Here is a 20,369-nt window from a genome sequence, read left to right as displayed (position 1 = left end):
TTGCGCTATAAACTATGTCACACATTTTTTAGAAGTTAGGAGCATCAGCACATGCAACTGGGGATTATCGGACTAGGCCGCATGGGCGGTAACATTGCGCGGCGCCTGATGCTCAATGGGCATACCACCGTTGTATACGACCGTAACGAAGCCTTCGTCAAAGCCCTGAGCGAGGAGGGCGCCACCGGCGTCGCCGACTTGAAAGCGCTGGTGGCCGGCCTGCAAACGCCTCGCGCTGTCTGGGTCATGTTGCCGGCGGGCGCGCCCACCGAAGACACCATCAACGTGCTGAGCGAACTGCTGGAAGACGGCGATGTGATCATCGACGGCGGCAACACCAACTACAAGGACGACGTGCGTCGTGGCAAGGCCCTGGCTGAAAAGGGCCTGCACTATGTAGACGTGGGCACCTCGGGCGGCGTCTGGGGCCTGGAGCGTGGCTATTGCATGATGATCGGTGGCGACACCGAGACCGTGAATCGTCTCGACCCGATCTTCAAAAGCCTGGCGCCGGGCCTGGGTAACATCCCGCGCACCAAGGACCGTTCGGCCTCTGCCGACCCACGTGCCGAGCAGGGCTACATTCACGCCGGCCCAGCGGGTTCGGGGCACTTCGTCAAGATGATCCACAACGGCATCGAGTACGGGATGATGCAGGCGTTTGCCGAAGGTTTTGACATCCTCAAGACCAAGAACTCGGAAAACCTGCCGGAAGACCAGCGCTTTGACCTAAACGTTGGCGACATCGCCGAAGTCTGGCGTCGTGGCAGCGTGGTGTCGTCCTGGCTGCTGGACCTGACCGCCGACGCCCTGGCCACCGACCCGAAACTGGACGGCTACTCAGGCTCCGTGGCCGACAGCGGTGAAGGCCGTTGGACTATCGAAGCGGCCATGGAGCAGGCCGTGCCGGTTCCAGTGTTGTCGACCTCGCTGTTCGCGCGTTTCCGTTCCCGCCAGCAGAGCACCTACGGTGACAAAATGCTGTCTGCCATGCGCTTCGGCTTTGGTGGCCATGTGGAGACTTCCAAAAAATGACCGCCAACGGCAAAAAAACCAAGGCCGAACCTGCTCCACCCACCACGTTGTTTCTGTTTGGCGCCCATGGCGACCTGGTCAAGCGCCTGCTCATGCCGGCGCTGTACAACCTGAGCCGCGACGGGTTGCTGGGCGATGGCTTGCGTATTGTCGGCGTTGATCACAACGCCATCAGCGATGCGGACTTTGCCAAGAAACTCGAAGACTTCATTCGTACCGAAGCCTCCAGCAAGGTCAGGGGCAATGCCGAGAACGCCCTCGACCCTGCGTTGTGGGCGCAACTGGCCAAGGGCATCAGCTACGTCGAGGGCGATTTCCTCGACGACAGCACCTATGCCGATATCGCCAGCAAGATCGCTGACAGCGGCACCGCCAACGCGGTGTTCTACCTGGCCACCGCTCCGCGCTTTTTCAGTGAAGTGGTGCAGCGCCTGGGCAGCGCCGGCTTGTTGAATGAAACCGACGATGGCTTTCGCCGCGTGGTGATCGAGAAGCCGTTCGGCTCCGACCTGGCCACCGCCGAGGCGCTCAACGCCTGCCTGCTCAAGGTGATGAGCGAGAAGCAGATCTATCGCATCGATCATTACCTGGGCAAGGAGACGGTGCAGAACATCCTGGTCAGCCGTTTCTCCAACGTGCTGTTCGAAGCGTTCTGGAACAACCACTACATCGATCACGTGCAAATTACTGCCGCTGAAACCGTTGGCGTGGAAACCCGGGGTAATTTCTTCGAGAAGACCGGCACACTGCGGGACATGGTGCCCAACCACCTGTTCCAGTTGCTGGCGATGGTCGCCATGGAACCGCCGGCCGCCTTTGGCGCCGATGCGGTGCGGGGTGAAAAAGCCAAAGTGGTCGGTGCCATCCGCCCTTGGTCGCTGGAAGATGCGCGGGCCAACTCCGTGCGCGGCCAATACACCGCCGGCGAAATCGCCGGCAAGCCGTTGCCCGGTTATCGCGAAGAAGCCAACGTCGCGCCCGACAGCAGCACCGAGACGTTCGTCGCGCTAAAAGTGATGATTGATAACTGGCGTTGGGTCGGTGTGCCGTTTTACTTGCGTACCGGCAAGCGCATGAGTATCCGCGATACCGAGATCGTGATCTGCTTCAAGCAGGCGCCTTATGCGCAATTTCGCGATACCGAAGTCGATGAACTCAAGCCCACTTACCTGAAGATCCAGATCCAGCCGAACGAAGGCATGTGGTTCGACCTGTTGGCCAAGCAGCCTGGGCCGACCCTGGAGATGGCCAATATCGAATTGGGCTTTGACTACAAGGACTTCTTCGAAATGCAGCCGTCGACGGGTTACGAAACCCTGATCTACGACTGCATGACCGGCGACCAGACCCTGTTCCAGCGTGCCGACAACATCGAGAACGGTTGGCGCGCGGTGCAGCCGTTCCTGGATGCCTGGAAGCAAGATGACGGTATCCAGGCCTACAAGGCGGGTGAAGATGGCCCGGCGGCGGCCGATGCCTTGCTGGCCCGCGATGGCCGCGCCTGGCATAGCCTCGGATGAGTGACGCGACGATTCAACCCATCCGGTTTGTCCTCAGTGATGTGGACGGGACGCTATTGCATCCCGACCACAGCCTCAGCCAACGCACCGCCGATGCCATCCGCGCCATGCGCGAAGCCGGGGTGCTTTTCAGCCTGGCCAGCGGGCGTCCGCCCAAGGCCATACGGCATTTGATCGAAACCTTCGGTATTGATGTGCCGGTGGCGGGCTTCAATGGCGGCACGTTGGTCAACCCGGATGGCAGCATACTGGTTGCCCACCATCTGCCGGCGGAAGCGGCACTGATCACCCTGGCGCTGTTTTCGGCCGAGCCGGACGTGGAAGTCTGGGTGTTTGCCGATGGCGACTGGCTGCGCCGTGATCCGCCCGGGCCCATGGTGCAGCGCGAAGCCGATGGCTTGGGCTATGGGCCGGTGGTGGTGGAGAGTTTCGAGCCGTACCTGGACCGTGTCGACAAGATCGTCGCCGCCAGCAACAACACCCAGTTGTTGGTGGAACTGGAGGCGCAATTGCAGCCGAAAGTGCAGGGGTTGGCCCAGGTGTCGCGTTCGCAACCGGTGTATCTGGACGTAACTGCGATGCTGGCCAACAAAGGCGAAGCCTTGAAAACCCTGGCCGAGCACCTGGGCGTGCCGCTTGCGCAAACGGCCGCGATTGGCGACGGTGGCAATGACCCGGCGATGTTTCATGTGGCGGGGTTGTCGATTGCCATGGGCCAGGCCGAAGAAACCGTCAAGCGCCAGGCCAATGTGGTCACCGGCAGCAATGTCGAGGACGGCGCTGCCGAGGCGTTCGAGCGTTTTATTCTCGCTGCACGTTAAGCGACGAAGTGTGGCTGCACAACTTCCAGCTCAAGTTTTACTTGGGCTGGAAGTTATTGCATTGCATTACTTCGGCATTGCCCAGTGTTGCAACTGGTGACCCTCTTTATCGAGCTCGGCACGGGCCTGCAACAACAGGTTTTCAAGTTGGGCCGGGTCGGTATACGCAGTAGAGGACAACTGTTTGCTGCCGATGCGGGTGTTGGTACGGTCGATGACGCTTAGGCTGAGGGCGCCAACGCCATCGTGCCAGGCCACGCACTGAAAGGGCTGGAAAGCACGGTCTGCAATCAAAAGAGCTTCGTTGATGCGCAGCGGAGCGTTCATTTGGGTCTTCTCTCTGTATGCCCATTCAAGTGAGTACCGGCGGTTGGGCTGACCGTGCGGTGGGTTACTTGTACTGATGCACGATGGTGGGGTGCGGGTCACATGCTAGGGCAAGAAATTTTAACTTTCCCTGATTGACGTCATGTAAGCGGCTGTTTTGAAAGCGCAATAAGCCTTTTACTGGCGAGCAACTTTTGTTGCGCTATGAAACAGGCATGGCTTTTTGCCCACACTTATAGCGAAAGGGTACAAGGTACGCGTCAAGATCTTGCTAGGGTTACCAGCAGTCGCCACAAACTGCTGTTTCTAAATAACTTTAACAATTTTGGCGCCAAGGAACAGTCATGATTGCGACGCCCCCCCAACGCCGTTTACTGGTGGTCGACCCCTGTGACGACTGCCACGGGCTATTGCCCGGTTTACGCACCGCCGGCTGGGAAGTGGACAGCTGTGCCCTGGAGGCGGTGGGTGAGCGCTCCTGCGATGTGGGCCTGCTGCGTTTGCAACGTGACCACCTGGAACGCCCCGAAGCGGTCAAGGAGTTGATTGGTCGCAGCGGCACCGAGTGGATCGCCGTGCTCAGCCAGGATGTGCTGCGCCTGCAGAACGTCGGCGATTTTGTCTGCGAATGGTTCTTCGATTTCCATACTTTGCCTTTCGATGTATCCCGGGTGCAGGTGACCCTGGGCCGTGCGTTCGGCATGGCGCGCCTGCGTGGCAAGGGCTACGCGCCGGTGGATGAGCCCCATGAATTGCTGGGCGAGAGCCGCCCCATTCGTGAGCTGCGCAAGTTGTTGTCCAAGTTGGCGCCCACTGAATCCCCGGTGTTGATCCGCGGTGACAGTGGCACGGGCAAAGAGTTGGTGGCCAAGACCTTGCACCGCCAGTCCCAGCGGCATGCCAAGCCGTTTGTCGCGATCAATTGCGGGGCCATCCCTGAACACCTCATCCAGTCCGAGCTGTTCGGCCACGAAAAAGGCGCATTCACCGGCGCCCACCAACGCAAGATCGGGCGGATTGAAGCGGCCAACGGCGGCACCCTGTTCCTCGATGAAATTGGCGATCTGCCGATGGAGCTGCAAGCTAACCTGTTGCGCTTTCTTCAGGAAAAGCACATTGAACGCGTCGGCGGCAGCCAGCCGATCCCGGTGGATGTACGCGTGTTGGCCGCCACCCACGTCAACCTTGAGGCGGCGGTGGAGAAGGGCGCCTTTCGCGAAGACCTGTATTACCGCCTGAACGTCCTGCAAGTGGTTACCGCGCCGTTGCGTGAACGCCATGGCGACGTGGCGATGCTGGCCAACCATTTTTCACGTTTCTACAGCCAGGAAACCGGGCGGCGCCCGCGTAGTTTCAGCGAAGAGGCCCTGGTGGCGATGGGGCAGCACCCGTGGCCGGGCAATGTGCGTGAACTGGCCAACCGCGTGCGGCGCGGCCTGGTGCTGGCCGAAGGGCGGCAGATCGAAGCGGTTGACCTGGGGCTGCAAGGCCAGCAAGTCATTACGGCGCCGATGGCGACATTGGAAGACTACAAACACCGCGCCGAACGCCAGGCGTTGTGCGATGTGCTCAACCGGCACAGCGACAACCTCAGTGTCGCAGCCCGCGTGCTGGGGATTTCCCGGCCAACGTTCTACCGGTTGCTGCACAAACACCAGATTCGCTAGGGCGGGTGACCCAGTGTGTGCGGGCTCGCCTGCGAAAGCGGTGGTTCAGTTAGAGTTTCAGTGACTGACATACCGCCATCGCGGGCAAGCCCGCTCCCACAGGGGATCTGTGCCAGGCGCTGAATTTGTGGGCAATACATGGCCGATGTGGGAGCTGGCTTGCCTGCGATAGCGGTAGTGCAGTCACAGATGCAGCGACTGATACACCGCTTTCGCGAGCAAGCCCGCTCCCACAGGGGATCTGTGCCAGGCGCTGATTTTGTGGGCAATACATGACCAATGTGGGAGCTGGCTTGCCTGCGATAGCGGTAGTGCAGTCACAGATGCAGCGACTGACACACCGCCATCGCGAGCAAGCCCAAAGGGGATTGGTGCCAGGTGCTGATTCTGTGGGCAATACATGACCAATGTGGGAGCTGGCTTGCCTGCGATAGCGGTAGTGCAGTCACAGATCCAGCAACTGCCACACCGCCTGCGGGCAAGCCAATCAGAAGTAATACGGGAATTTCAGGCTGAACGTAAAGTCCGGCGCATCATCGGTCATGCCAATCGCCAGGTTCGGCACGATGGTCAAATTATCCGAGGCGGCAATCGTCATCCCCACGTTGAAATAGCCGGCGTTGGCATCGCTGGACACCACCGATTGCCAGTCGCCGCCATCCGGCTTGAGTTTGCTCTTGCGCTGCACCAGGTCGGACACCGAGAACGACATGCTCATCTTCTCGTTCAAGGCAAAGGCGACGCCGACCCCGAACTGGAAGCTGTCGCCCAGGCGCACCTTGCCTCCTACCTTCTGATTGACTTGACTGCTGATGTCATCGAAAGAGTCTTCAAAGTTGTGGGTGTACGACAATGAACCGAACAACACGGCCGGGTCGAAGGTCTTGACCAGGGAGATGCCCGGTGTAACAGACCAGACCCCGTTGCCCGTCGGCAGGCTTTCGGGCACGTAGAGGTTGTCGTTGTTCGTTTGCTGGACCAGTTTGATGCCAAAAGGCTCCTTGCCCGTCGGTGCCTTGACGCGCACGGATACCACTGCATCCGGCAAAGTCGAGGTTTCGTCGAGGAACTTGTAGGCGACGCCAAAGTTGACATCGCCAATGGTTGGGTCGCGGGTCACGGAGCCTTCGGAGGTGGCGGTGGCGTCGTTGCCGGCGCCGCCCGATTGGTAGGTGGACTCGCGGTAAACCACCGGCACGTTCAGGTCGAACTGCCAGCGGTTGTCGACGTTGTAGCGCCCGGTGAGGTCCAGGGTCCAGCTGTCGGACTTGATCCGGTCCAGGTTGATGTTGCCCAGGAAGATCGAGTCCAGCGCCAGGAAACCATTGAGGGTCAATTGGCGCGCGTCATAACGGGCATAGGTGATACCGGTTTCCACGCTGAACTTGCCATTGCCGAAAAAGCCGCTGGCCTCGTTGTACAGGTTGCTCACACTTTGCGCAGGGGCCGAGTCGTCCTTGAGGGCCTGGCCGTAGGAGCTGCCACCCCCGCCAGCGCCACCGGACGCCGCGGCGGCGCCCGTACCGCTGGCCGCGACAGCGTTAGCGCCGTTCTTGAAGTCGGCCGGTGACTTGGCCAGGCGCCTGGGGGCAGGCGTGGCCGGTTGATCCTCGACCTGGCGCACACGTTGTTCCAGCACGGCCAAGGCTTTTTGCTGCACGTCGTAACGTTGCTTGAGTTCCAGCAGTTCCTTCTTCAGGGTTTCGATGTCAGCGTCTGGCGCGGCATACAGCACGGATGCGGGCAAGAGCGTACTCAAACAAACCACCGCACGAAGCGATAACGATCGATGCATGAAATAAGCCGTCCTTTTCTAATGCGTAAGTGTCGAGGGTCAGCGTAGTTCAATAACCGAGCGTGCGTAGGCCTTTAAGTTGATCCAGGTTGCAGTTCAACGCGGCGTTGTTCAGCCCGTTATTGTTCATCACGACGTTGATCTGGGTGATGCTTCTGACAAGGTTGCTGTCACCGGTCAAAACCGTGCCCTGCAGCACGTTCCCCGCGCCGATCTGTTGCAGGCTGTTGCCCTGGTTGTGATTGGCCTGGATGGCCATCTGCACGCCGCCATTGTTGGCCGAAACGCTGACACGGCCTGCGGCGCTGTCGCCGGTCACTGTGCCGCCCGCCACCAACACTTGGCCGGACTGCAGGTTATTGGCGGGGGTAACCCCATTTTCGACGTTGATGCCCACGTTGTTGTAGGCGGCGTTGCCATCGCCAGCGGTGCGCACACTTTGGGTCACGCCCTGGCCGCTGCCGAGGCCGGCACCGCCCACCACATTGCCGGTGCCTGTGTTGGGAGGGGTGCCAGTACCGGTCGAGCCGGTGGTTTGTACATAGAACTGTGGAGTAAGGGTGCTCTTGTCGATCTGCATGTTGGCCGTGCCGGTGATGTTGCTACCTTCGGCATTGGTCCAGGTGCTGCTCATGACAATGCCAAAGCTGATGATGCGCCCCGGCATGACGTAACGGCCACGCAGCTCGGCCATTTCGGCATCCTTGAGTTCGATAGGCTTGAACCCCGAGGACGCATAAGCAGGCATTGAGGCGGCCAGACACAAGACCGTCAGCCAACGGGAAGTGTTCATTGCTGCTCCTGGGGCGTCCTGCCCCTTATTGCGCTTCTAGAAGAAGTCGCTCTGGATAAAACCGAAATCCATCAGCTCGGCATCGCCCACGGGCCGGAACTCATTCATCTGGCTCTTGGCGGTCAGCGGCAGGGGCGGGTCGAGCAAGACGTTGGCCTTGTCGTAACCCTCACCCAGTACGGCGAAGACAATGCCATTCCAGCCTTTGACGAAATCGTCATGGGAATAGCGCTTGTGGCCCAATACGGGGTCGCCGATGTACACCCAGTCCTTGTCGGCCCGTTGCAACACCACGAAGTGCTTGTAGCCGCGGATTTCCAGCAGCACCACCACGGGGATCTTCACGGTCAGCAGGGTCTCGGGCGCGATCTTGTAGCCCCGGGCGCGCATGCCGATGCTTTCGAGGTAGCGCTTCATGTCCAGCATGGAAAAGCCCTGGGTTCGTACCAGGTCTTGGTCGGCGGTGACCAGCATGCCTTTGATGATGTGTGCTTCGTCGACGTCCAGCCAATAGGCCTGGCGCAGGATGGTGGCGAGTGCCGCGGCACCGCAGCTGAAATCGGTTTTCTGTTCCACCAGGTTGGCGAACCTTCGCTCGCGAATGCTCTCGACCTTCTTGAAAATCACCGCACCACCGGGCATGGCGGAGACCGCCATGGTGCCTGCCCAGCTCGTGCCGGTGAGTAACATCAGGAGGGTGAGGGTCGCGATACGCATGATCGAATGACCTGTTGGACACTGGAATAAAAAAGGGCCTTGTCGCCAAGGCCCCGTTGGATCAGAAGCGCACGCCGCTGGCGCAGACGCTGCAACCTTGGCCGATCGACAGGCTGTTGCTGCCTTGGTTGCCCGCACCCGATTGCAGGTTCACACCTACGTTGCCGGAGTTGCGGTTAACCGAGTTGTCGAGGCTTGCGTTGTTGGACACGTACTGAGGCTTGCCATAACCATGGCTGCTGGCGGCCGTGTTCAGGTAGCTGTTGTTGAGCGAGTTCTGCTCGGTGTTGGAAGCCGCTGCGATGTTCTTGCCGTCAGCGGTGGTGATGGCCAGGTTGTTTTTACCCTGGTTGCCCTGGCCGGCCTGGCCGTTGTAGCCCACGTTGCCGGAGTTGCCGGTGATGGAGCCGTCCAGGGAGGCGTTGTTTTGCGTGCCTTTGTTGATGAAGTTGTTGTGCGAGCTGCCTTGGTCCACATCGATCACGGCAAACACGGTGGCAAAGTCGCCTTTTGCACTGGAGATGGCGCCGGCGTTGTCGGCCTGGTTGCCAGAACCTGATTGTGCGTTGACCCCGACATTACCGCTGTTGCTATTGACCGAGTTGTCGGCTGATGCGTTGTTCTCGGTGTTGGTATCGTCGAATTTGTTGTGTTCGCTTTTTTGTACGTCAGTGACGACAGCGGCCACAGTACCGCTGGGTTGTGGGGTTGGATGCCAGCCACCCGCTTGAGCAGCAGCAGCCATGAGCGCGGCGAGAGCGAAAACCATTGGTTTGAGAGCCATTTGAGGTTTCATGGTGTTTCTCCTTGCTTCTAATTAGTTGGTTAAGTGTTGGTACGGTCTAACTAACGAACGTCTACCAAGCGGTTACTTGATAGTGATGCCCAGGGTGTTAGCCACTCGGTTCCCCACCCCGGCACTCTGGGTCACCTGTGTCACTCCTCGGCTGCCGGTGAAGGCCTGGTCGCTGGTCACGACCTGGCGGCTGCCAGTGGTGGGGGTGAGTCCCGAGTCTGTTGCCAGCGTCGTCGTGTTCTGTTGCAACAGGACGCTGTCATCGATGCTTTGCGGGCCAGGGTGAAGGCTGATCCGCACAGCGTTGATGGATTGGTTATTGGCCCCGGCGGACTGGTTGACGCCCAGCACACCGTTGCCATTGGTAAATGAGTTGCCCTGGATCGCGGCCTTGGCGTTCAGGGACGGGTCGACTTTGCCGTCGACGCGCTGGATGTTGACGTTGGTGGCCTGGCCACCGAGCGCAATGGCGCGGCTGTTGGACATTTGCTGCCCGTTGCCGGCGGCCTGGTTGATCGACAGCACACCCTCGTACTGCTGGCCGCTATGGTTGATCACGGCGGTGTTATCGGCCATGGCCGAGGCGCTGCCCAACAGGGCGACTATCAACAGGGCGCGCTTCATCACTTGCCCCCCATCATGCTGCCGAGGTTGTTGAGCGGCGTCATGCCACGCTGGATCGAGTCGCTGATCTGCCCGCCCATGCTGCTACCGCTGCCCGCACCATGGCCGGCTGCTGCGCCAGCGCCGAGTGTCGACATGCTGTTTTGGTTGGCGCCCAGGCCCGACAGGCTGCCGTTGGGCTGGGGGGAGCGGGCGAGGCTCGAGCCACTGCTGATGCCGCCGATATCCCTGTCGCTGAGTTCGCCGGTCAAAGCGTTGTTGATCTCTTTGCTGGGGTTGGCATTGGCGGTGCTGGGGTAGGGGTCTGGCAGGGAGGTACGCCCATACATATGGCCCTGCACGGTGCGCCCGGTCACGATCACGCCGTCACCCGCCTGGCTTGTCAGGCTGACACCGGCACTGAGCACACAGCTGATCAGCAGTACGTTTATCGACGAGGCGTGTGTGAGTGTGTTCACGGCGGCAGTCCTTATTCTTCACGCTGACCCTAAACAGCGTTATCAGGGAAGGAGCAGAAGGCGTGCCGCTTTCTATTAGATGTGGTTATTCAAGGGCTTGGGATTAAGGCAAGGCAAAGTGATAGCACCCCTGTTTCAGGCTTGAAACAGTCCGCAAAGCCTGAGACAGGCCCATGCTCACCTCATGCTGTCTCAGCGATGTAACACTGCCTGTGACAGAACCATGAATCCGCGCACGGCGGGCGATGCAGGTGAGGCAGGTGTTTCAAAAATGGACACCCGCGGGCCAAGCGCACCCGTTCGTGCGGCGGGCTCAGCCCTTGGGGGTTTTACGCGGAATGGAATTGAGTACAGGGTTGCCGTCCTGGTTTTGGGTCAGGTAGACCGGCAACACCTTGGGCAGGGAGGGCACGAGGTTATTGACCTCGTTGATGTTGTAGATACCGCCGATGCGAATCGCGCCGGTACTGGCGTCTGCGAGCATCACCGGCTTTTTCAGGTAGCGGTTGATCAGGGGCAGGGCGTCCGACAGGGTCAGGTTGTCGAGTACCAGCTTGCCCTGGCGCCATGCCAGCGCGGTGTCATCGGGATTAATCGCGGCGACCTGCGGGGCGGCGTCACCCTGACGGAAACTGGCTTGCATGCCTGGGCTCAGCGGCACACTGGCGTGCTCGCTGTCGCTGGAGATCTGCACCGAGCCCTCCAGTAACATCACCCGCACCTGGTCTTCATATTCCCAGACATTGAACTGCGTGCCGGTCACTCGCACCTGGCCTTCGCCGGTCCGCACGATAAATGGGTGATCGCGGTCGTGGGCGACCTTGAAGAACGCTTCGCCCTTTTTCAACGTGACCCGGCGCTGGTCCTTGTAATGGCTGTAGACCAACTCGGTGCCCAGGTTCAACTCCACCTGGCTGCCGTCGCCAAGGGTGACTTTTTTCAAGCCATTGGCGGCTTCGAAGCGCTCATAAGAGCTGGGCAACCAGCCCGCTTCCCAGCCGGTGAAGGCAGCAAGCGGCAATGCCGCCAGGCACACCGCCGCAGCCACCGCGTAGGTGCGCAAGCGGCTTCGCGGCTTCTTGAGGGGCACCATCACCGCCTCAGGCTTGTCGCGGGGCAGATGATCGGCGACGTCCCAGATCTCGAGCATGGCCGCATATTCGAAGGCGTGCAGCGGATGGGCATCGTGCCACTGGGTAAAAGCCTGACGTTCACCCGCCGTGCAATCTGCAGCATGCAGGCGCATGCACCAATGCGCAGCGGCGTCGGTGATGGCGTCATATTCGCTTTCTGAAAGGGGCTTTTCGCTCATTAACTCATCCTGATTTCCCACATTCTAACCTCCCAAGGCAGACGGCGAGAACCGCATCATGGCGATTGCACATCAATTGGAACTTATTCTTGTTTGCGCGCGCCTAAAAATCAGGAATTAACCTGTCGTCCACTATGGAGTACGAAAATGTTGAAGAAAACCTTGATCGCCCTGTGTGCTACTTCCGCGCTGTTGAGCGCAGGCGCTGCCATGGCCGACAAGCCGGGTGCAGGCTGGATCACCATTGAGAAAGCCATCGAGGTGGCGAAAACCAAGGCCGGTTACATCGAGGTCTACGCCGCTGAAGCCGATGACAATGGCTATTGGGAAGTCAAAGGCCGCAAATCCGACGGCATTGTGTATGAAGCGCGCATCGATGGCGCCTCGGGCAACGTGCTGCGTGACCAGAAAGACTGATGCACTCGCCGGGGGCCGTTCAGGCCCCCGGCTCCAATTGGCGGCCAAGATGGGTGATCAGGTATGTCACGGAGTCGGCGTTGGCCAGGATGGTGTCAATGCGTTTGTCAGGTACTGACATAAAGATGACCCTTGCGTCCTGCAAGGTCTTGGCGCCAGTGGCCTTGAAAATTTTCTTTTCAATGGCCGAGCCTGGCTTGAAGTCTTCCCATAACGCGGTGAGGCTGTCTTGAGTCTTGAACAGCATGGTTGCAGGCGTCATCGTCGATAACGCCGTGCTGCGCAGGTCTTCCAGGGTGGTTTTAAGCATTTCGGCGCCGGGCCTGTCGATATTGATCAAGTCCGGGAAGGGCCGCATGCTGTCCAGGTAGGCAATGTCCACGGTGTCCAGTTTCAAGTGCGACAGTTCGTGAATCAGCGTACTGGCCCTGGCGTGCGTCGATATGTTGAATGCCACATTCTCCAGCAAGCGGTTCTGATAAACGTCCAGATTGGGGTCGAAGAATCGGCTCAGCAGATACAGTTTTCGCTCCCTGTCGGCGGGAATCATGAACGCATAATCCGACGCGGGATCCTGTCGGCTGGTACCCACCACAAAGCGCATGGAATTCGGACCGGTCAAGCTGGGGTCGGTGAGTTCATCGAGGATCTCGTCGATTATTTTGGTGACTCTCAAGACCTGGTCCGGGGTCAGGGTGACGACACCGAACATCTCTCCCAAAAAACGTCCAACCCGGCTGGTCGGGTCGCGTTGTGTGGCGAATTGCGCGACATTGCGGCGGCAGTTCAGCGTGTAATAAGTCGCAAAGTTCAGCGCTTCGGTGATGGCTTGGGCTTTCCAATAGGTCAACGCCCCGATATCGCGGATGCCCACCGCTTCAATATTGATATCCCGTGCTTCGTTGCGCCATGTCTTGAGGTACGACTGGGCCCTGCCGAAGCGCGGCTCTTGGCCACCCAGCTCCAGCACCCAGATGCCCTGCGCATTGCGGCCGATGAACGGCCCCACCTGCTGGTCGTTGGCGAGGCGCCAGTGTTGTGCGGCTTTCTTGACGCTGTACACCTTGCCGGCCAGCGGCACGTAGTATTTCGAGGTTTTCCGGTCTTCATACACTTGGCTGAGTGTGTTCTTTCTCAGGTCTTGCAATGCGACATCCTGCGCCTCGAACGGCTGCAGCCGGGTGCGTGAAGGGCTGGTGATATGCCAGGTGGCGAGGGTGGTGGCTGCGGGCAGTGACGTGTCTGTCAGCTCGGCCAGCGAGCGTTCCTTTTCGGTGGGCGGTGCAAGGGCGGTGCCGTCCAGCGCACTGCGCAGGGCGGCCATCTGCGTCACGCCCCTGACGAAATCCTTGAGCGCAGCCTTCCACTGATGCAGCTGCAAGGCTTCGGCCGAACGCTTGAACAAGCTGTAGCTGCGCCATACCACCAGCGGGTAGGCGAGTTTGCCGGCCATGAACTGTACCGCCGTGGGGATTTCCTTGCCGAACAAGCGGGTCGCATGGTCCCACAAGGTCTTGGCGCCTTCTTCGAATTGGCTGCCCAGCACCTTGAGCAACATCACTGTGTTTTCACTGAACAGGTAATGCAGCACATTGCCCGTCACTGGCGACGCGGCCAGGCGGATATCGGACGGGCGAGGGTGGCTGTTTTTCAGTAAGTGGCGGTAAGTGGCCTGGTGCGGATCTTCGAGGTGCATAAGCACCCAGTCCTGCAGTACGCCCGGCGTTTGTATCTCATTGAGCAGCGCCGTTTCATCCGCATATTCCTTGAACACATGCTGTTTGCTGTACGGCGCGTAAAGTACCCATGGTCCATCGCTGGGACTCTGCGGGCTGATCAGGTACACGCCTAGCACCTTGGCGGTACTGGCGCCTTCGGTGGCGATCAGTTCCAGCGGTCGAATCATCGCCGTGGCCCCGCTGAGTGAGGCGCGGGCCACGGCGTCGGGCATATCGAAAAGCTGTTGCACCAGGCTCAACGCCTGGGTTGAAAGCCGTTCCTGCAGCTTTTGCTCGTGGGCAAGCTGCAACGCTTGCCACGGCAGTTGTCGGCAAAACAGGCGCCTGCGTTGGCGTGCATCGTCGGTTTGCGCCTCAAGGTGGCTTCGCACCAGTTGCTGATAAGCGCTTTTGAGGTCCAGCTGTCGCACCAGCTGTATCACCGCATTGGCGTCCAGGGCTTGCGGTAATGGCCTGGCGGTGCGTGAGCGCGGGCGGATGTGTTGAGCCGCCAGGTTTGGCCAGTGCCGCAAGGCAAAGTCGGTCAGGTTGTCGACATTCAGATCAAGCACCGCGTGGGTGGGGATCAGGATGTGATCGGGGTTGAGCGCCTGGCCGGGAAAGCGCGCCTCAAGCAGCGTCATCAGCGTGGTGAAGGCATAAGCACGCATGGGTTGGATGTCATGCAGGTAGTCGTGTTCCTGTGCGGCGTTGTTGCAGTATTGCTCCAGAAGCTCGGCCTGGTGGATTTGGTCCTGAGGTGGCGCCATGCCGAGCCACACCGGCAGTGCCTGCTGGTTGACCAGGGCATCGGCCAGCGTGATCGCCCTGCCAAGGTTGGTGGGCGGCGGCTGTTCGATGACGGCGTCCAACCGGTCTTGCAAGGCGCGAGCCCCCAGGCCTATGGATTGCAAGTGATCCACGCCTTCCATGACCGCGTCGTTGTAGCTGTTGACTCGATCATTCAAAAGGTCCTGGTCAATACGTTGCAGCGGCCCCAGGCGAAAGGCCTGATGGGGCTCGCGCAAGCAGAACGGCAGGTTCTCCAGCAGGCTCAAGCGGTTGAGCGGGTGCGCCAGGCGCAGGGCGATTTCATCGCGCAGGGCGTTGACCGAGGCAAACACTTCGTAGCCCAGGCGCGGCGTCCAGAGCAACGCCTGGCCCGAGCGCTGCGGGTCGATACCGCCGCGCTCAGTGATGACAAAAATATTGGCCAGCGGTTGTGGTGTATCGACGGCGTTAAAGTCCAACGTCAACCCATAGGCATCTGGCAAAAAACCGTTGAGGCCGTGGCGGGTCAAGCGCGACAGACTCTCAGGCCGCAGTAGCGTGTCGAGAATGGCCTGGCTGGTGGGCGCGAGGGTTTTATCCAGCCACCTCAGCTCGGCTTCGCTGCGTAACCCCACCAGCATCGAGTGGGCGTGTTGGGCGTGAGTCTTGACGAGAAAATCATGAGGTTGCTGGCGCATGGCGTGCTTGGAGAACAGCAGCAGCACACGCTCGATGACGGTGTTGAACGTCTTGAGCGTCATGCTCGGCAATTGCACGAACACATTGCCTTCGCCCTTGGTATAAAACTTCGTCCGGGATGAAAAGGGCACTGCCGGCGCCTCCCGGGCCAGGCGCTCTATGAAGTGTTCAAGCATGCTCAATGACTGCACTGGCGTGCGTTCCTCACGCTCCTGGGCACGGGTGGCGTAGGTGTTGATATACACCTCGCTGGCCTTGACGGCCTGTTGCTGCAGTTTCAGTTCGGCGTTGAGCGTATCAGCCATGATGCTGCGTAACGTCGGATGGTTCGCGCGCTCCAGCGCCAGTGCCCGCTCAACCGCCTGCAGGCTCTGAAGCTGGAGCCGGGCACGCTCGGCCTTGACCGTCGAAGGGCGGCCATCGCCGCGGGTGACCGGGTGCAAGGTCCAGCGCCCGGACGTTTCCAGCGTGGCCAGTTGATTGTCCAGCAGGGCACGCACGTCCAGAGCGCTGTCGAGCAGGGCCGCCAAGTCCACTTGGCCATCGCTGCGCCGGTAGATTTCCAGGGCGTGGTTAAGGTTGTCCGTTTGCTTGCGCACAATGTCTTGCACCAGGGTTACAAACACATTGCCGGGAATCGGCCTTGCCGCGATGCTGATCGGGTCCAGGCCGAGCAGCGTGTCGCGCTCATCCAGCGAGAGGACGTTGAGCCATTCGTCCTCGTGGCTTTGGGCCTTGAGCATGCTCAGTAGCCGGTCTTTCAAGTCATCGAGGTTTTCCAGCACTTGTAACCCGCGCGATTGGGTGTAGAGGTAAGCGTGGCGCTCGGTGATCATCAAGGTGCTCGCCGGTTCAACGTAGTGCTGATGGGGCGCATAAAGGCGCACTTTTTCCACAGTGAGGTTTTCGGCATGGGCGCTGCGGGCACTTTGGTCGCTGAGGAACAGCGCCTGAAGTGCGTGACTTTCATCCGCGGTAATGATGTCGCTCTGGCGCTTGAGCAGCACATCGAGGCGAAACTTCTGCGCCATCACCTGTGCAAAAAAATCCGCGCGCGAGGTGCCGCTGTCGACATCTTCATTCCAGTAAGTCTGTAGCAGGCTTTCCAACAGCTTGGAAAAAGTGCTGGAGCTTTGTTCGACCAAGGCCTCCCAACGCTGATGATCTTCTTCACGTTCGGAGGGGGTGAAGTCAGTGGTGTGATGTTTTGGGTTCAAATATTCGCGCGTTTGCCCTATGGGCCAGCCATGGCGCACATAAAATTGCAGCAGCGCTTCGCTCAAGGTCAGCGAGTTGACCCAGCGTGGCGTTGCTTGCTCAGTCTCGCGGGTAAAGACATTGACCCGTGTGTGCCGTTGATCCAGGTGTTTGAAATGGGGGCGGGCCATGACGCTCAGCAGCGTGTCGAGCATGTCGGGCAGGGTCGGGGTTTTTTGCAGGTGGCCGAGCATGGCCTTGACGTTATCCAGCTGGCAGGCCTGGAGCATGCGCGCTTGCTCTGGCATCACGTCACCTTCGATGATCTGGGTGGTCAGCACCATGGGCGTGTCAGCGCCCAGCGCGTTGCGTTGATCCATCGACAGGTAGTTGAGCAAAGGGGCGCTCTGCTGTGGGTCTTCCAATTGCTCGGTTAATTCGCTCAGCAGTTCAGCATGGCTGTCATAGACCTGGATGCCGTAGTCCGGGGTATAGAGCAACGCCTTGGCGTTGTCGGGTGTCGGGCTGATCGCGAACGCGCCGGCAAGGGGGATGGGGGGCTTGCCGGAAACGTTGATCAGCACCTTTTCAACGCGCATGGGGTGATCATGCCGGCGTGTGTCCTGCCTGGATTCGTCGGTGGCCAGGTAGAGGTTGTACAGCCAATCAAGGTCTTTGGCGGTGAGCCCCAACGTGCGTTCCCGAGCGGTGGGCGAGGCTTTGCCTTGGGGTTTGAGAAACTCAGGGAAGAAATACGGGGGTGTTAAACGGACCACAGCCTGTCTCCGGCGTGCCAGGAAAAGTACAGGGTAGGCAGGCGCTCGCGCTACAAGGCGGTAAATATTCAGCGCTGCGCACGTTGACAACGCAGAGCGTGCGTGGTGTTTAATCGAGGGTCTGGATCTCCCATTCGTTGCCCCTTCCAATCATAAAAAACGGAGCTTCAAATGTCTGCGCAGTCTCCGACAGTCGCCACGGCTTGTGCCTCGATACGCTTCGCTGAGTTGGTGGAATTGCTTCAACAGGTCTTCGTCAGGCACGGCACGTCGCCGCAGGTTGCGGCGATACTTGCGCACAACTGCGCCAGTGCCGAGCGTGACGGTGCCCATAGCCACGGTATTTTTCGCATCCCCGGTTACCTGTCGACGCTGGCCAGTGGCTGGGTCAACGGCAACGCCGTCCCCAACGTGACCGATGTGGCCTCAGGCTGTGTGCGCGTCGACGCCGGCAATGGGTTTGCCCAACCGGCCCTGGCAGCGGCGCGCCCGTTGCTGGTGGAGAAGGCACGCAGCGCCGGCATCGCGTTGCTGGCGATCCATAACTCCCATCACTTTGCTGCGCTGTGGCCGGACGTCGAGCCGTTTGCCGAGGAGGGGCTGGTGGCACTCAGCGTGGTCAACAGCATGACCTGTGTGGTGCCCCACGGCGCGGATCGCCCGTTGTTCGGCACCAACCCCATCGCGTTTGCAGCGCCACGGGCCGACGGTGCGCCGATTGTGTTCGACCTGGCCACCAGCGCCATCGCCCATGGCGACGTGCAGATCGCCGCGCGTAAAGGCGAGCGCCTGCCGGCCGGCATGGGCGTCGATAGCCTCGGTCAGCCGACCCAGGACCCTAAAGCCATTCTGGAAGGCGGCGCGTTGTTGCCGTTTGGCGGGCACAAGGGCTCGGCACTGTCGATGATGGTCGAGTTGCTGGCGGCAGCACTGACGGGTGGCAACTTCTCGTTCGAATTCGATTGGACGGACCACCCAGGCGCGCGTACGCCCTGGACAGGCCAGTTGTTGATCGTGATCGACCCAAGTAAAACCGCAGGGCAAAGCTTCGCCCAGCGCAGCCAGGAGCTGGTGCGGCAGATGCATGCGGCGGGGCTGCGGCGATTGCCGGGGGATCGACGCCATCGTACGCGGGCGAAGTCGCAGGAAACCGGGATAGAGCTGGATGCGCAGGCGTTGCGCGAGTTGAGGGCGTTGGCGGCGGGGTGAAACAGGCTGCGCGGGTGCGCAGCCTGAATGGGTCAGTTACGGCGACCCAGCAACAGGCCGACCACCAGGCCAAAGCCAGCGGAAATGGCCACGGTCTGCCATGGGTGCCCACCGATGTAAGTCTCGGTGGCATCCACAACCGGCTTGCTGCGTTCACGCACGTTGGACACCGATTCCAGGGCTTGCTTGAGTTTGATGGCAACCTGCTCGCGCAGGGTTTCACCTTCCTCGCCCACCAGGGATGCGCTGCTTTTGAGCAGTTTGTCCGACTCTTCGATCAACGCGCTCAGTTCGCTGAACGCTTGGTCCTTGATTTGCTCTTCGACAGCTTGGGCGGCGGTTTTGCGGGCCATTGAGTGACTCCTTGCAGGTGGATGTGGCAGTGAACAATGGAGTATCGGGGGGTGGCAAAAGTTGCAGTTTTTTTCCCCACGTACTCATCCGAGGCAAAATCCGGATCGGGAACGTTGGGCCTCAGTGTAAGATGTCACCTATTTGTGCAGCAGGTAATTCAACATGAGCTTCAATCTCGCCAACAAGACCCTCGCCGAACGCGCCGAGCTGGAAGATGAAAAGTCGCGCCTCTACGACCTGTGGCAAACCAACCTGGGCAAGGCCAAGGGCGAAGCCGCACGCTTGTTCGGTGAGCGCGCCAAGCGCAAGGGCAAGTGGGCCGAATGGGTGCGTGCCGAACTCGACGGCATGTCGCCGCCGGAGTTTTCCAGCATGGTGCGCAGTGAAGTCAACAAGCTGATGGCTGCAGCGAAGTAAAGCACGCCACAATCGCTTCGCGCACCTTGAGCAACAGCGGGTCCAACTGAGCCTGGGTGCGCCAGCCCAACTCCACCGGGTAGTGCGGCAGCGCCAGCGGGCAGGGCAGCACGCGCAGGCCGGTCATTTGCGCAATGGCGTGGGCCGCATGCCCGGGAATGGTTGCCACTGCGCTGCTGCCTTTGAGCAGATACGGCAGCGCGGCAAAGTGGCTGGTGGACGCGCACACGTGGCGGCGCAGCCCTTGCGCCGCCAAGCCTTCATCGGTAATGCCGATAAACCCGCCTGACGACACCAATACATGCTCGCGTGTGACAAACCCCTGCAGGTCGATGGCCTCCTGGCCTGGCGCCAGGCTGTGCGGGTCTACCAGGCAACGGTAGTCACCTTCTCCCAGCACCTGCCGGCTCAGCCTGCGCTCGGTAAAACCGCCGGCGGTAATGGCCAGGTCCAGCGTGCGGTCGAGCAGGGCAGTGGCGACGATCTGGCTGTAGGTCTGGCGAAAGATCACCCGTAGCTTGGGCAGGCGCACTGCGATGGCCTCCATCAGTCTTCGGCCATAGGCAATCTCGAAGTCATCCGACAGCCCCAGCACCACCGAGCGCCCCTCGTAGTGCAGGTTTTGCGGGCTGATCATCGCCAGGCTCTGGCGGCAGCGATCCAATGCCTCGCTGATTACCGGTTTCAACTGGTTGGCCCGCAATGTCGGTGCCAGGCCGCGGCCGGTGCGCACGAACAAAGGGTCGCCATACAGCTCACGCAAGCGCCGCAAGCCCGCGCTGATCGCCGACTGCGTGACGCCCAGGCGCAGCGCCGCACGGCTGGCACTGGACTCGTCATGCAGGGCTTCGAAGGTTTTGAGCAGGTTCAGGTCAACCTGGGCGATATTCATTTGGCTCATATCATTTAGCACTGAGGTGGGCTTTATTCATGATCGAGTCTGGCC

The 20,369-nt window shown here is 60.3% G+C and carries 18 protein-coding genes; 7 read left to right on the top strand and 11 right to left on the bottom strand.

Annotated elements, in window-relative coordinates:
• The first annotated feature begins 51 nt into the window (after positions 1-51).
• The 3 genes from gnd to HU731_RS03305 are packed head-to-tail and all read left to right on the top strand — an operon-like array spanning position 52 to position 3,376.
• The gene (gene gnd / locus HU731_RS03315) at positions 52-1,035 is read left to right on the top strand and encodes a phosphogluconate dehydrogenase (NAD(+)-dependent, decarboxylating) (RefSeq protein WP_186608315.1); all 984 of its coding nucleotides are present in this window, start codon (positions 52-54) and stop codon (positions 1,033-1,035) included.
• Positions 1,032-2,555: a glucose-6-phosphate dehydrogenase gene (zwf, locus tag HU731_RS03310; protein ID WP_186608314.1), complete on the top strand. Its 1,524-nt coding sequence runs from the start codon at positions 1,032-1,034 to the stop codon at positions 2,553-2,555. The genes gnd and zwf overlap by 4 nt, the downstream gene beginning before the upstream one ends.
• Positions 2,552-3,376: an HAD family hydrolase gene (locus HU731_RS03305; protein WP_186608313.1), complete on the top strand. Its 825-nt coding sequence runs from the start codon at positions 2,552-2,554 to the stop codon at positions 3,374-3,376. Before zwf ends, HU731_RS03305 begins: the two co-directional genes overlap by 4 nt.
• Positions 3,377-3,442: 66 nt before the next feature.
• Here the strand turns inward: HU731_RS03305 and HU731_RS03300 are convergent, their stop codons facing one another.
• A complete protein-coding gene (locus HU731_RS03300; protein WP_032892091.1) occupies positions 3,443-3,703 on the bottom strand; it encodes a hypothetical protein in 261 nt (86 codons plus the stop codon).
• A gap of 344 nt (positions 3,704-4,047) precedes the next feature.
• Between HU731_RS03300 and HU731_RS03295 the strand changes: the two genes are divergently transcribed.
• On the top strand, positions 4,048-5,370 hold the full coding sequence (locus tag HU731_RS03295) for a sigma-54 dependent transcriptional regulator (RefSeq protein ID WP_186608312.1): 1,323 nt from the start codon (positions 4,048-4,050) through the stop codon (positions 5,368-5,370).
• Between the two features lie 487 nt (positions 5,371-5,857).
• Here the strand turns inward: HU731_RS03295 and fapF are convergent, their stop codons facing one another.
• The 7 genes from fapF to HU731_RS03260 all read right to left on the bottom strand — a co-directional run bounded on the left by fapF (position 5,858) and on the right by HU731_RS03260 (position 11,865).
• The gene (fapF, locus tag HU731_RS03290; RefSeq protein ID WP_186609326.1) at positions 5,858-7,165 is read right to left on the bottom strand and encodes a fibril amyloid transporter FapF; all 1,308 of its coding nucleotides are present in this window, start codon (positions 7,163-7,165) and stop codon (positions 5,858-5,860) included.
• Between the two features lie 49 nt (positions 7,166-7,214).
• Positions 7,215-7,958, bottom strand: a complete 744-nt coding sequence (gene fapE, locus HU731_RS03285; protein ID WP_186609320.1) for a fibril amyloid subunit FapE — start codon at positions 7,956-7,958, stop codon at positions 7,215-7,217.
• A gap of 36 nt (positions 7,959-7,994) precedes the next feature.
• Positions 7,995-8,675 carry a fibril amyloid maturation endopeptidase FapD gene (gene fapD, locus HU731_RS03280; protein WP_044273466.1) on the bottom strand — a complete coding sequence of 227 codons (681 nt, stop codon included), beginning with the start codon at positions 8,673-8,675 and terminating at the stop codon, positions 7,995-7,997.
• Positions 8,676-8,736: 61 nt separating this feature from the next.
• Positions 8,737-9,471 (bottom strand): amyloid-like fimbrin subunit FapC, encoded by a 735-nt coding sequence (gene fapC / locus HU731_RS03275; RefSeq protein ID WP_186609319.1) that lies wholly within the window; start codon positions 9,469-9,471, stop codon positions 8,737-8,739.
• 72 nt (positions 9,472-9,543) lie between these two features.
• Positions 9,544-10,095: a fibril amyloid subunit FapB gene (gene fapB / locus HU731_RS03270; protein ID WP_186609318.1), complete on the bottom strand. Its 552-nt coding sequence runs from the start codon at positions 10,093-10,095 to the stop codon at positions 9,544-9,546.
• A complete protein-coding gene (gene fapA, locus HU731_RS03265; RefSeq protein ID WP_186609317.1) occupies positions 10,095-10,553 on the bottom strand; it encodes a fibril amyloid chaperone protein FapA in 459 nt (152 codons plus the stop codon). The genes fapB and fapA overlap by 1 nt, the downstream gene beginning before the upstream one ends.
• A gap of 313 nt (positions 10,554-10,866) precedes the next feature.
• Positions 10,867-11,865: a FecR family protein gene (locus HU731_RS03260; protein WP_186609316.1), complete on the bottom strand. Its 999-nt coding sequence runs from the start codon at positions 11,863-11,865 to the stop codon at positions 10,867-10,869.
• 147 nt (positions 11,866-12,012) lie between these two features.
• Here HU731_RS03260 and HU731_RS03255 point away from each other — a divergent pair, with 147 nt between their 5' ends.
• A complete protein-coding gene (locus tag HU731_RS03255; RefSeq protein WP_014718736.1) occupies positions 12,013-12,282 on the top strand; it encodes a PepSY domain-containing protein in 270 nt (89 codons plus the stop codon).
• A 19-nt stretch (positions 12,283-12,301) separates the two neighbouring features.
• Here HU731_RS03255 and HU731_RS03250 read toward each other — a convergent pair whose 3' ends face one another.
• Positions 12,302-17,443, bottom strand: coding sequence for a dermonecrotic toxin domain-containing protein (locus tag HU731_RS03250; protein WP_186609314.1), 5,142 nt, complete (start codon positions 17,441-17,443; stop codon positions 12,302-12,304).
• A 171-nt stretch (positions 17,444-17,614) separates the two neighbouring features.
• On the opposite strand from HU731_RS03250, the gene HU731_RS03245 reads away from it, so the two are divergent.
• The gene (locus HU731_RS03245; protein ID WP_186609312.1) at positions 17,615-18,652 is read left to right on the top strand and encodes an Ldh family oxidoreductase; all 1,038 of its coding nucleotides are present in this window, start codon (positions 17,615-17,617) and stop codon (positions 18,650-18,652) included.
• A gap of 32 nt (positions 18,653-18,684) precedes the next feature.
• Here HU731_RS03245 and HU731_RS03240 read toward each other — a convergent pair whose 3' ends face one another.
• Entirely contained in the window at positions 18,685-19,005 is a 321-nt protein-coding gene (locus tag HU731_RS03240) for an ElaB/YgaM/YqjD family protein (protein WP_003190903.1), read from the bottom strand.
• A 163-nt stretch (positions 19,006-19,168) separates the two neighbouring features.
• Between HU731_RS03240 and HU731_RS03235 the strand changes: the two genes are divergently transcribed.
• Entirely contained in the window at positions 19,169-19,423 is a 255-nt protein-coding gene (locus HU731_RS03235) for a hypothetical protein (RefSeq protein WP_110624909.1), read from the top strand.
• On the opposite strand, the gene HU731_RS03230 is transcribed toward HU731_RS03235, so the two are convergent.
• A complete protein-coding gene (locus tag HU731_RS03230; protein ID WP_186609310.1) occupies positions 19,395-20,315 on the bottom strand; it encodes a LysR family transcriptional regulator in 921 nt (306 codons plus the stop codon). The genes HU731_RS03235 and HU731_RS03230 overlap by 29 nt on opposite strands.
• Between the last annotated feature and the right edge of the window lie 54 nt (positions 20,316-20,369).

Origin of the sequence: Pseudomonas salmasensis, assembly GCF_014268375.2 — a bacterium.
Lineage (GTDB): Bacteria > Pseudomonadota > Gammaproteobacteria > Pseudomonadales > Pseudomonadaceae > Aquipseudomonas > Aquipseudomonas salmasensis.
Note: the sequence above shows the minus strand (reverse complement) of the source record. Positions and strands in the feature narration are given on the sequence as shown.

What these genes read in the sequence shown, in the direction of transcription:
- fapD (WP_044273466.1), bottom strand. Translation starts at nt 8,675, where the DNA reads ATGCGTATCGCGACCCTCACCCTCCTGATGTTACTCACCGGCACGAGC.
- HU731_RS03255 (WP_014718736.1), top strand. Translation starts at nt 12,013, where the DNA reads ATGTTGAAGAAAACCTTGATCGCCCTGTGTGCTACTTCCGCGCTGTTG.
- HU731_RS03235 (WP_110624909.1), top strand. Translation starts at nt 19,169, where the DNA reads ATGAGCTTCAATCTCGCCAACAAGACCCTCGCCGAACGCGCCGAGCTG.
- fapF (WP_186609326.1), bottom strand. Translation starts at nt 7,165, where the DNA reads ATGCATCGATCGTTATCGCTTCGTGCGGTGGTTTGTTTGAGTACGCTC.
- HU731_RS03230 (WP_186609310.1), bottom strand. Translation starts at nt 20,315, where the DNA reads ATGAATATCGCCCAGGTTGACCTGAACCTGCTCAAAACCTTCGAAGCC.
- HU731_RS03260 (WP_186609316.1), bottom strand. Translation starts at nt 11,865, where the DNA reads ATGAGCGAAAAGCCCCTTTCAGAAAGCGAATATGACGCCATCACCGAC.
- HU731_RS03245 (WP_186609312.1), top strand. Translation starts at nt 17,615, where the DNA reads ATGTCTGCGCAGTCTCCGACAGTCGCCACGGCTTGTGCCTCGATACGC.
- HU731_RS03305 (WP_186608313.1), top strand. Translation starts at nt 2,552, where the DNA reads ATGAGTGACGCGACGATTCAACCCATCCGGTTTGTCCTCAGTGATGTG.
- fapC (WP_186609319.1), bottom strand. Translation starts at nt 9,471, where the DNA reads ATGAAACCTCAAATGGCTCTCAAACCAATGGTTTTCGCTCTCGCCGCG.
- HU731_RS03240 (WP_003190903.1), bottom strand. Translation starts at nt 19,005, where the DNA reads ATGGCCCGCAAAACCGCCGCCCAAGCTGTCGAAGAGCAAATCAAGGAC.
- gnd (WP_186608315.1), top strand. Translation starts at nt 52, where the DNA reads ATGCAACTGGGGATTATCGGACTAGGCCGCATGGGCGGTAACATTGCG.
- zwf (WP_186608314.1), top strand. Translation starts at nt 1,032, where the DNA reads ATGACCGCCAACGGCAAAAAAACCAAGGCCGAACCTGCTCCACCCACC.
- fapB (WP_186609318.1), bottom strand. Translation starts at nt 10,095, where the DNA reads ATGAAGCGCGCCCTGTTGATAGTCGCCCTGTTGGGCAGCGCCTCGGCC.
- HU731_RS03295 (WP_186608312.1), top strand. Translation starts at nt 4,048, where the DNA reads ATGATTGCGACGCCCCCCCAACGCCGTTTACTGGTGGTCGACCCCTGT.
- HU731_RS03300 (WP_032892091.1), bottom strand. Translation starts at nt 3,703, where the DNA reads ATGAACGCTCCGCTGCGCATCAACGAAGCTCTTTTGATTGCAGACCGT.
- fapE (WP_186609320.1), bottom strand. Translation starts at nt 7,958, where the DNA reads ATGAACACTTCCCGTTGGCTGACGGTCTTGTGTCTGGCCGCCTCAATG.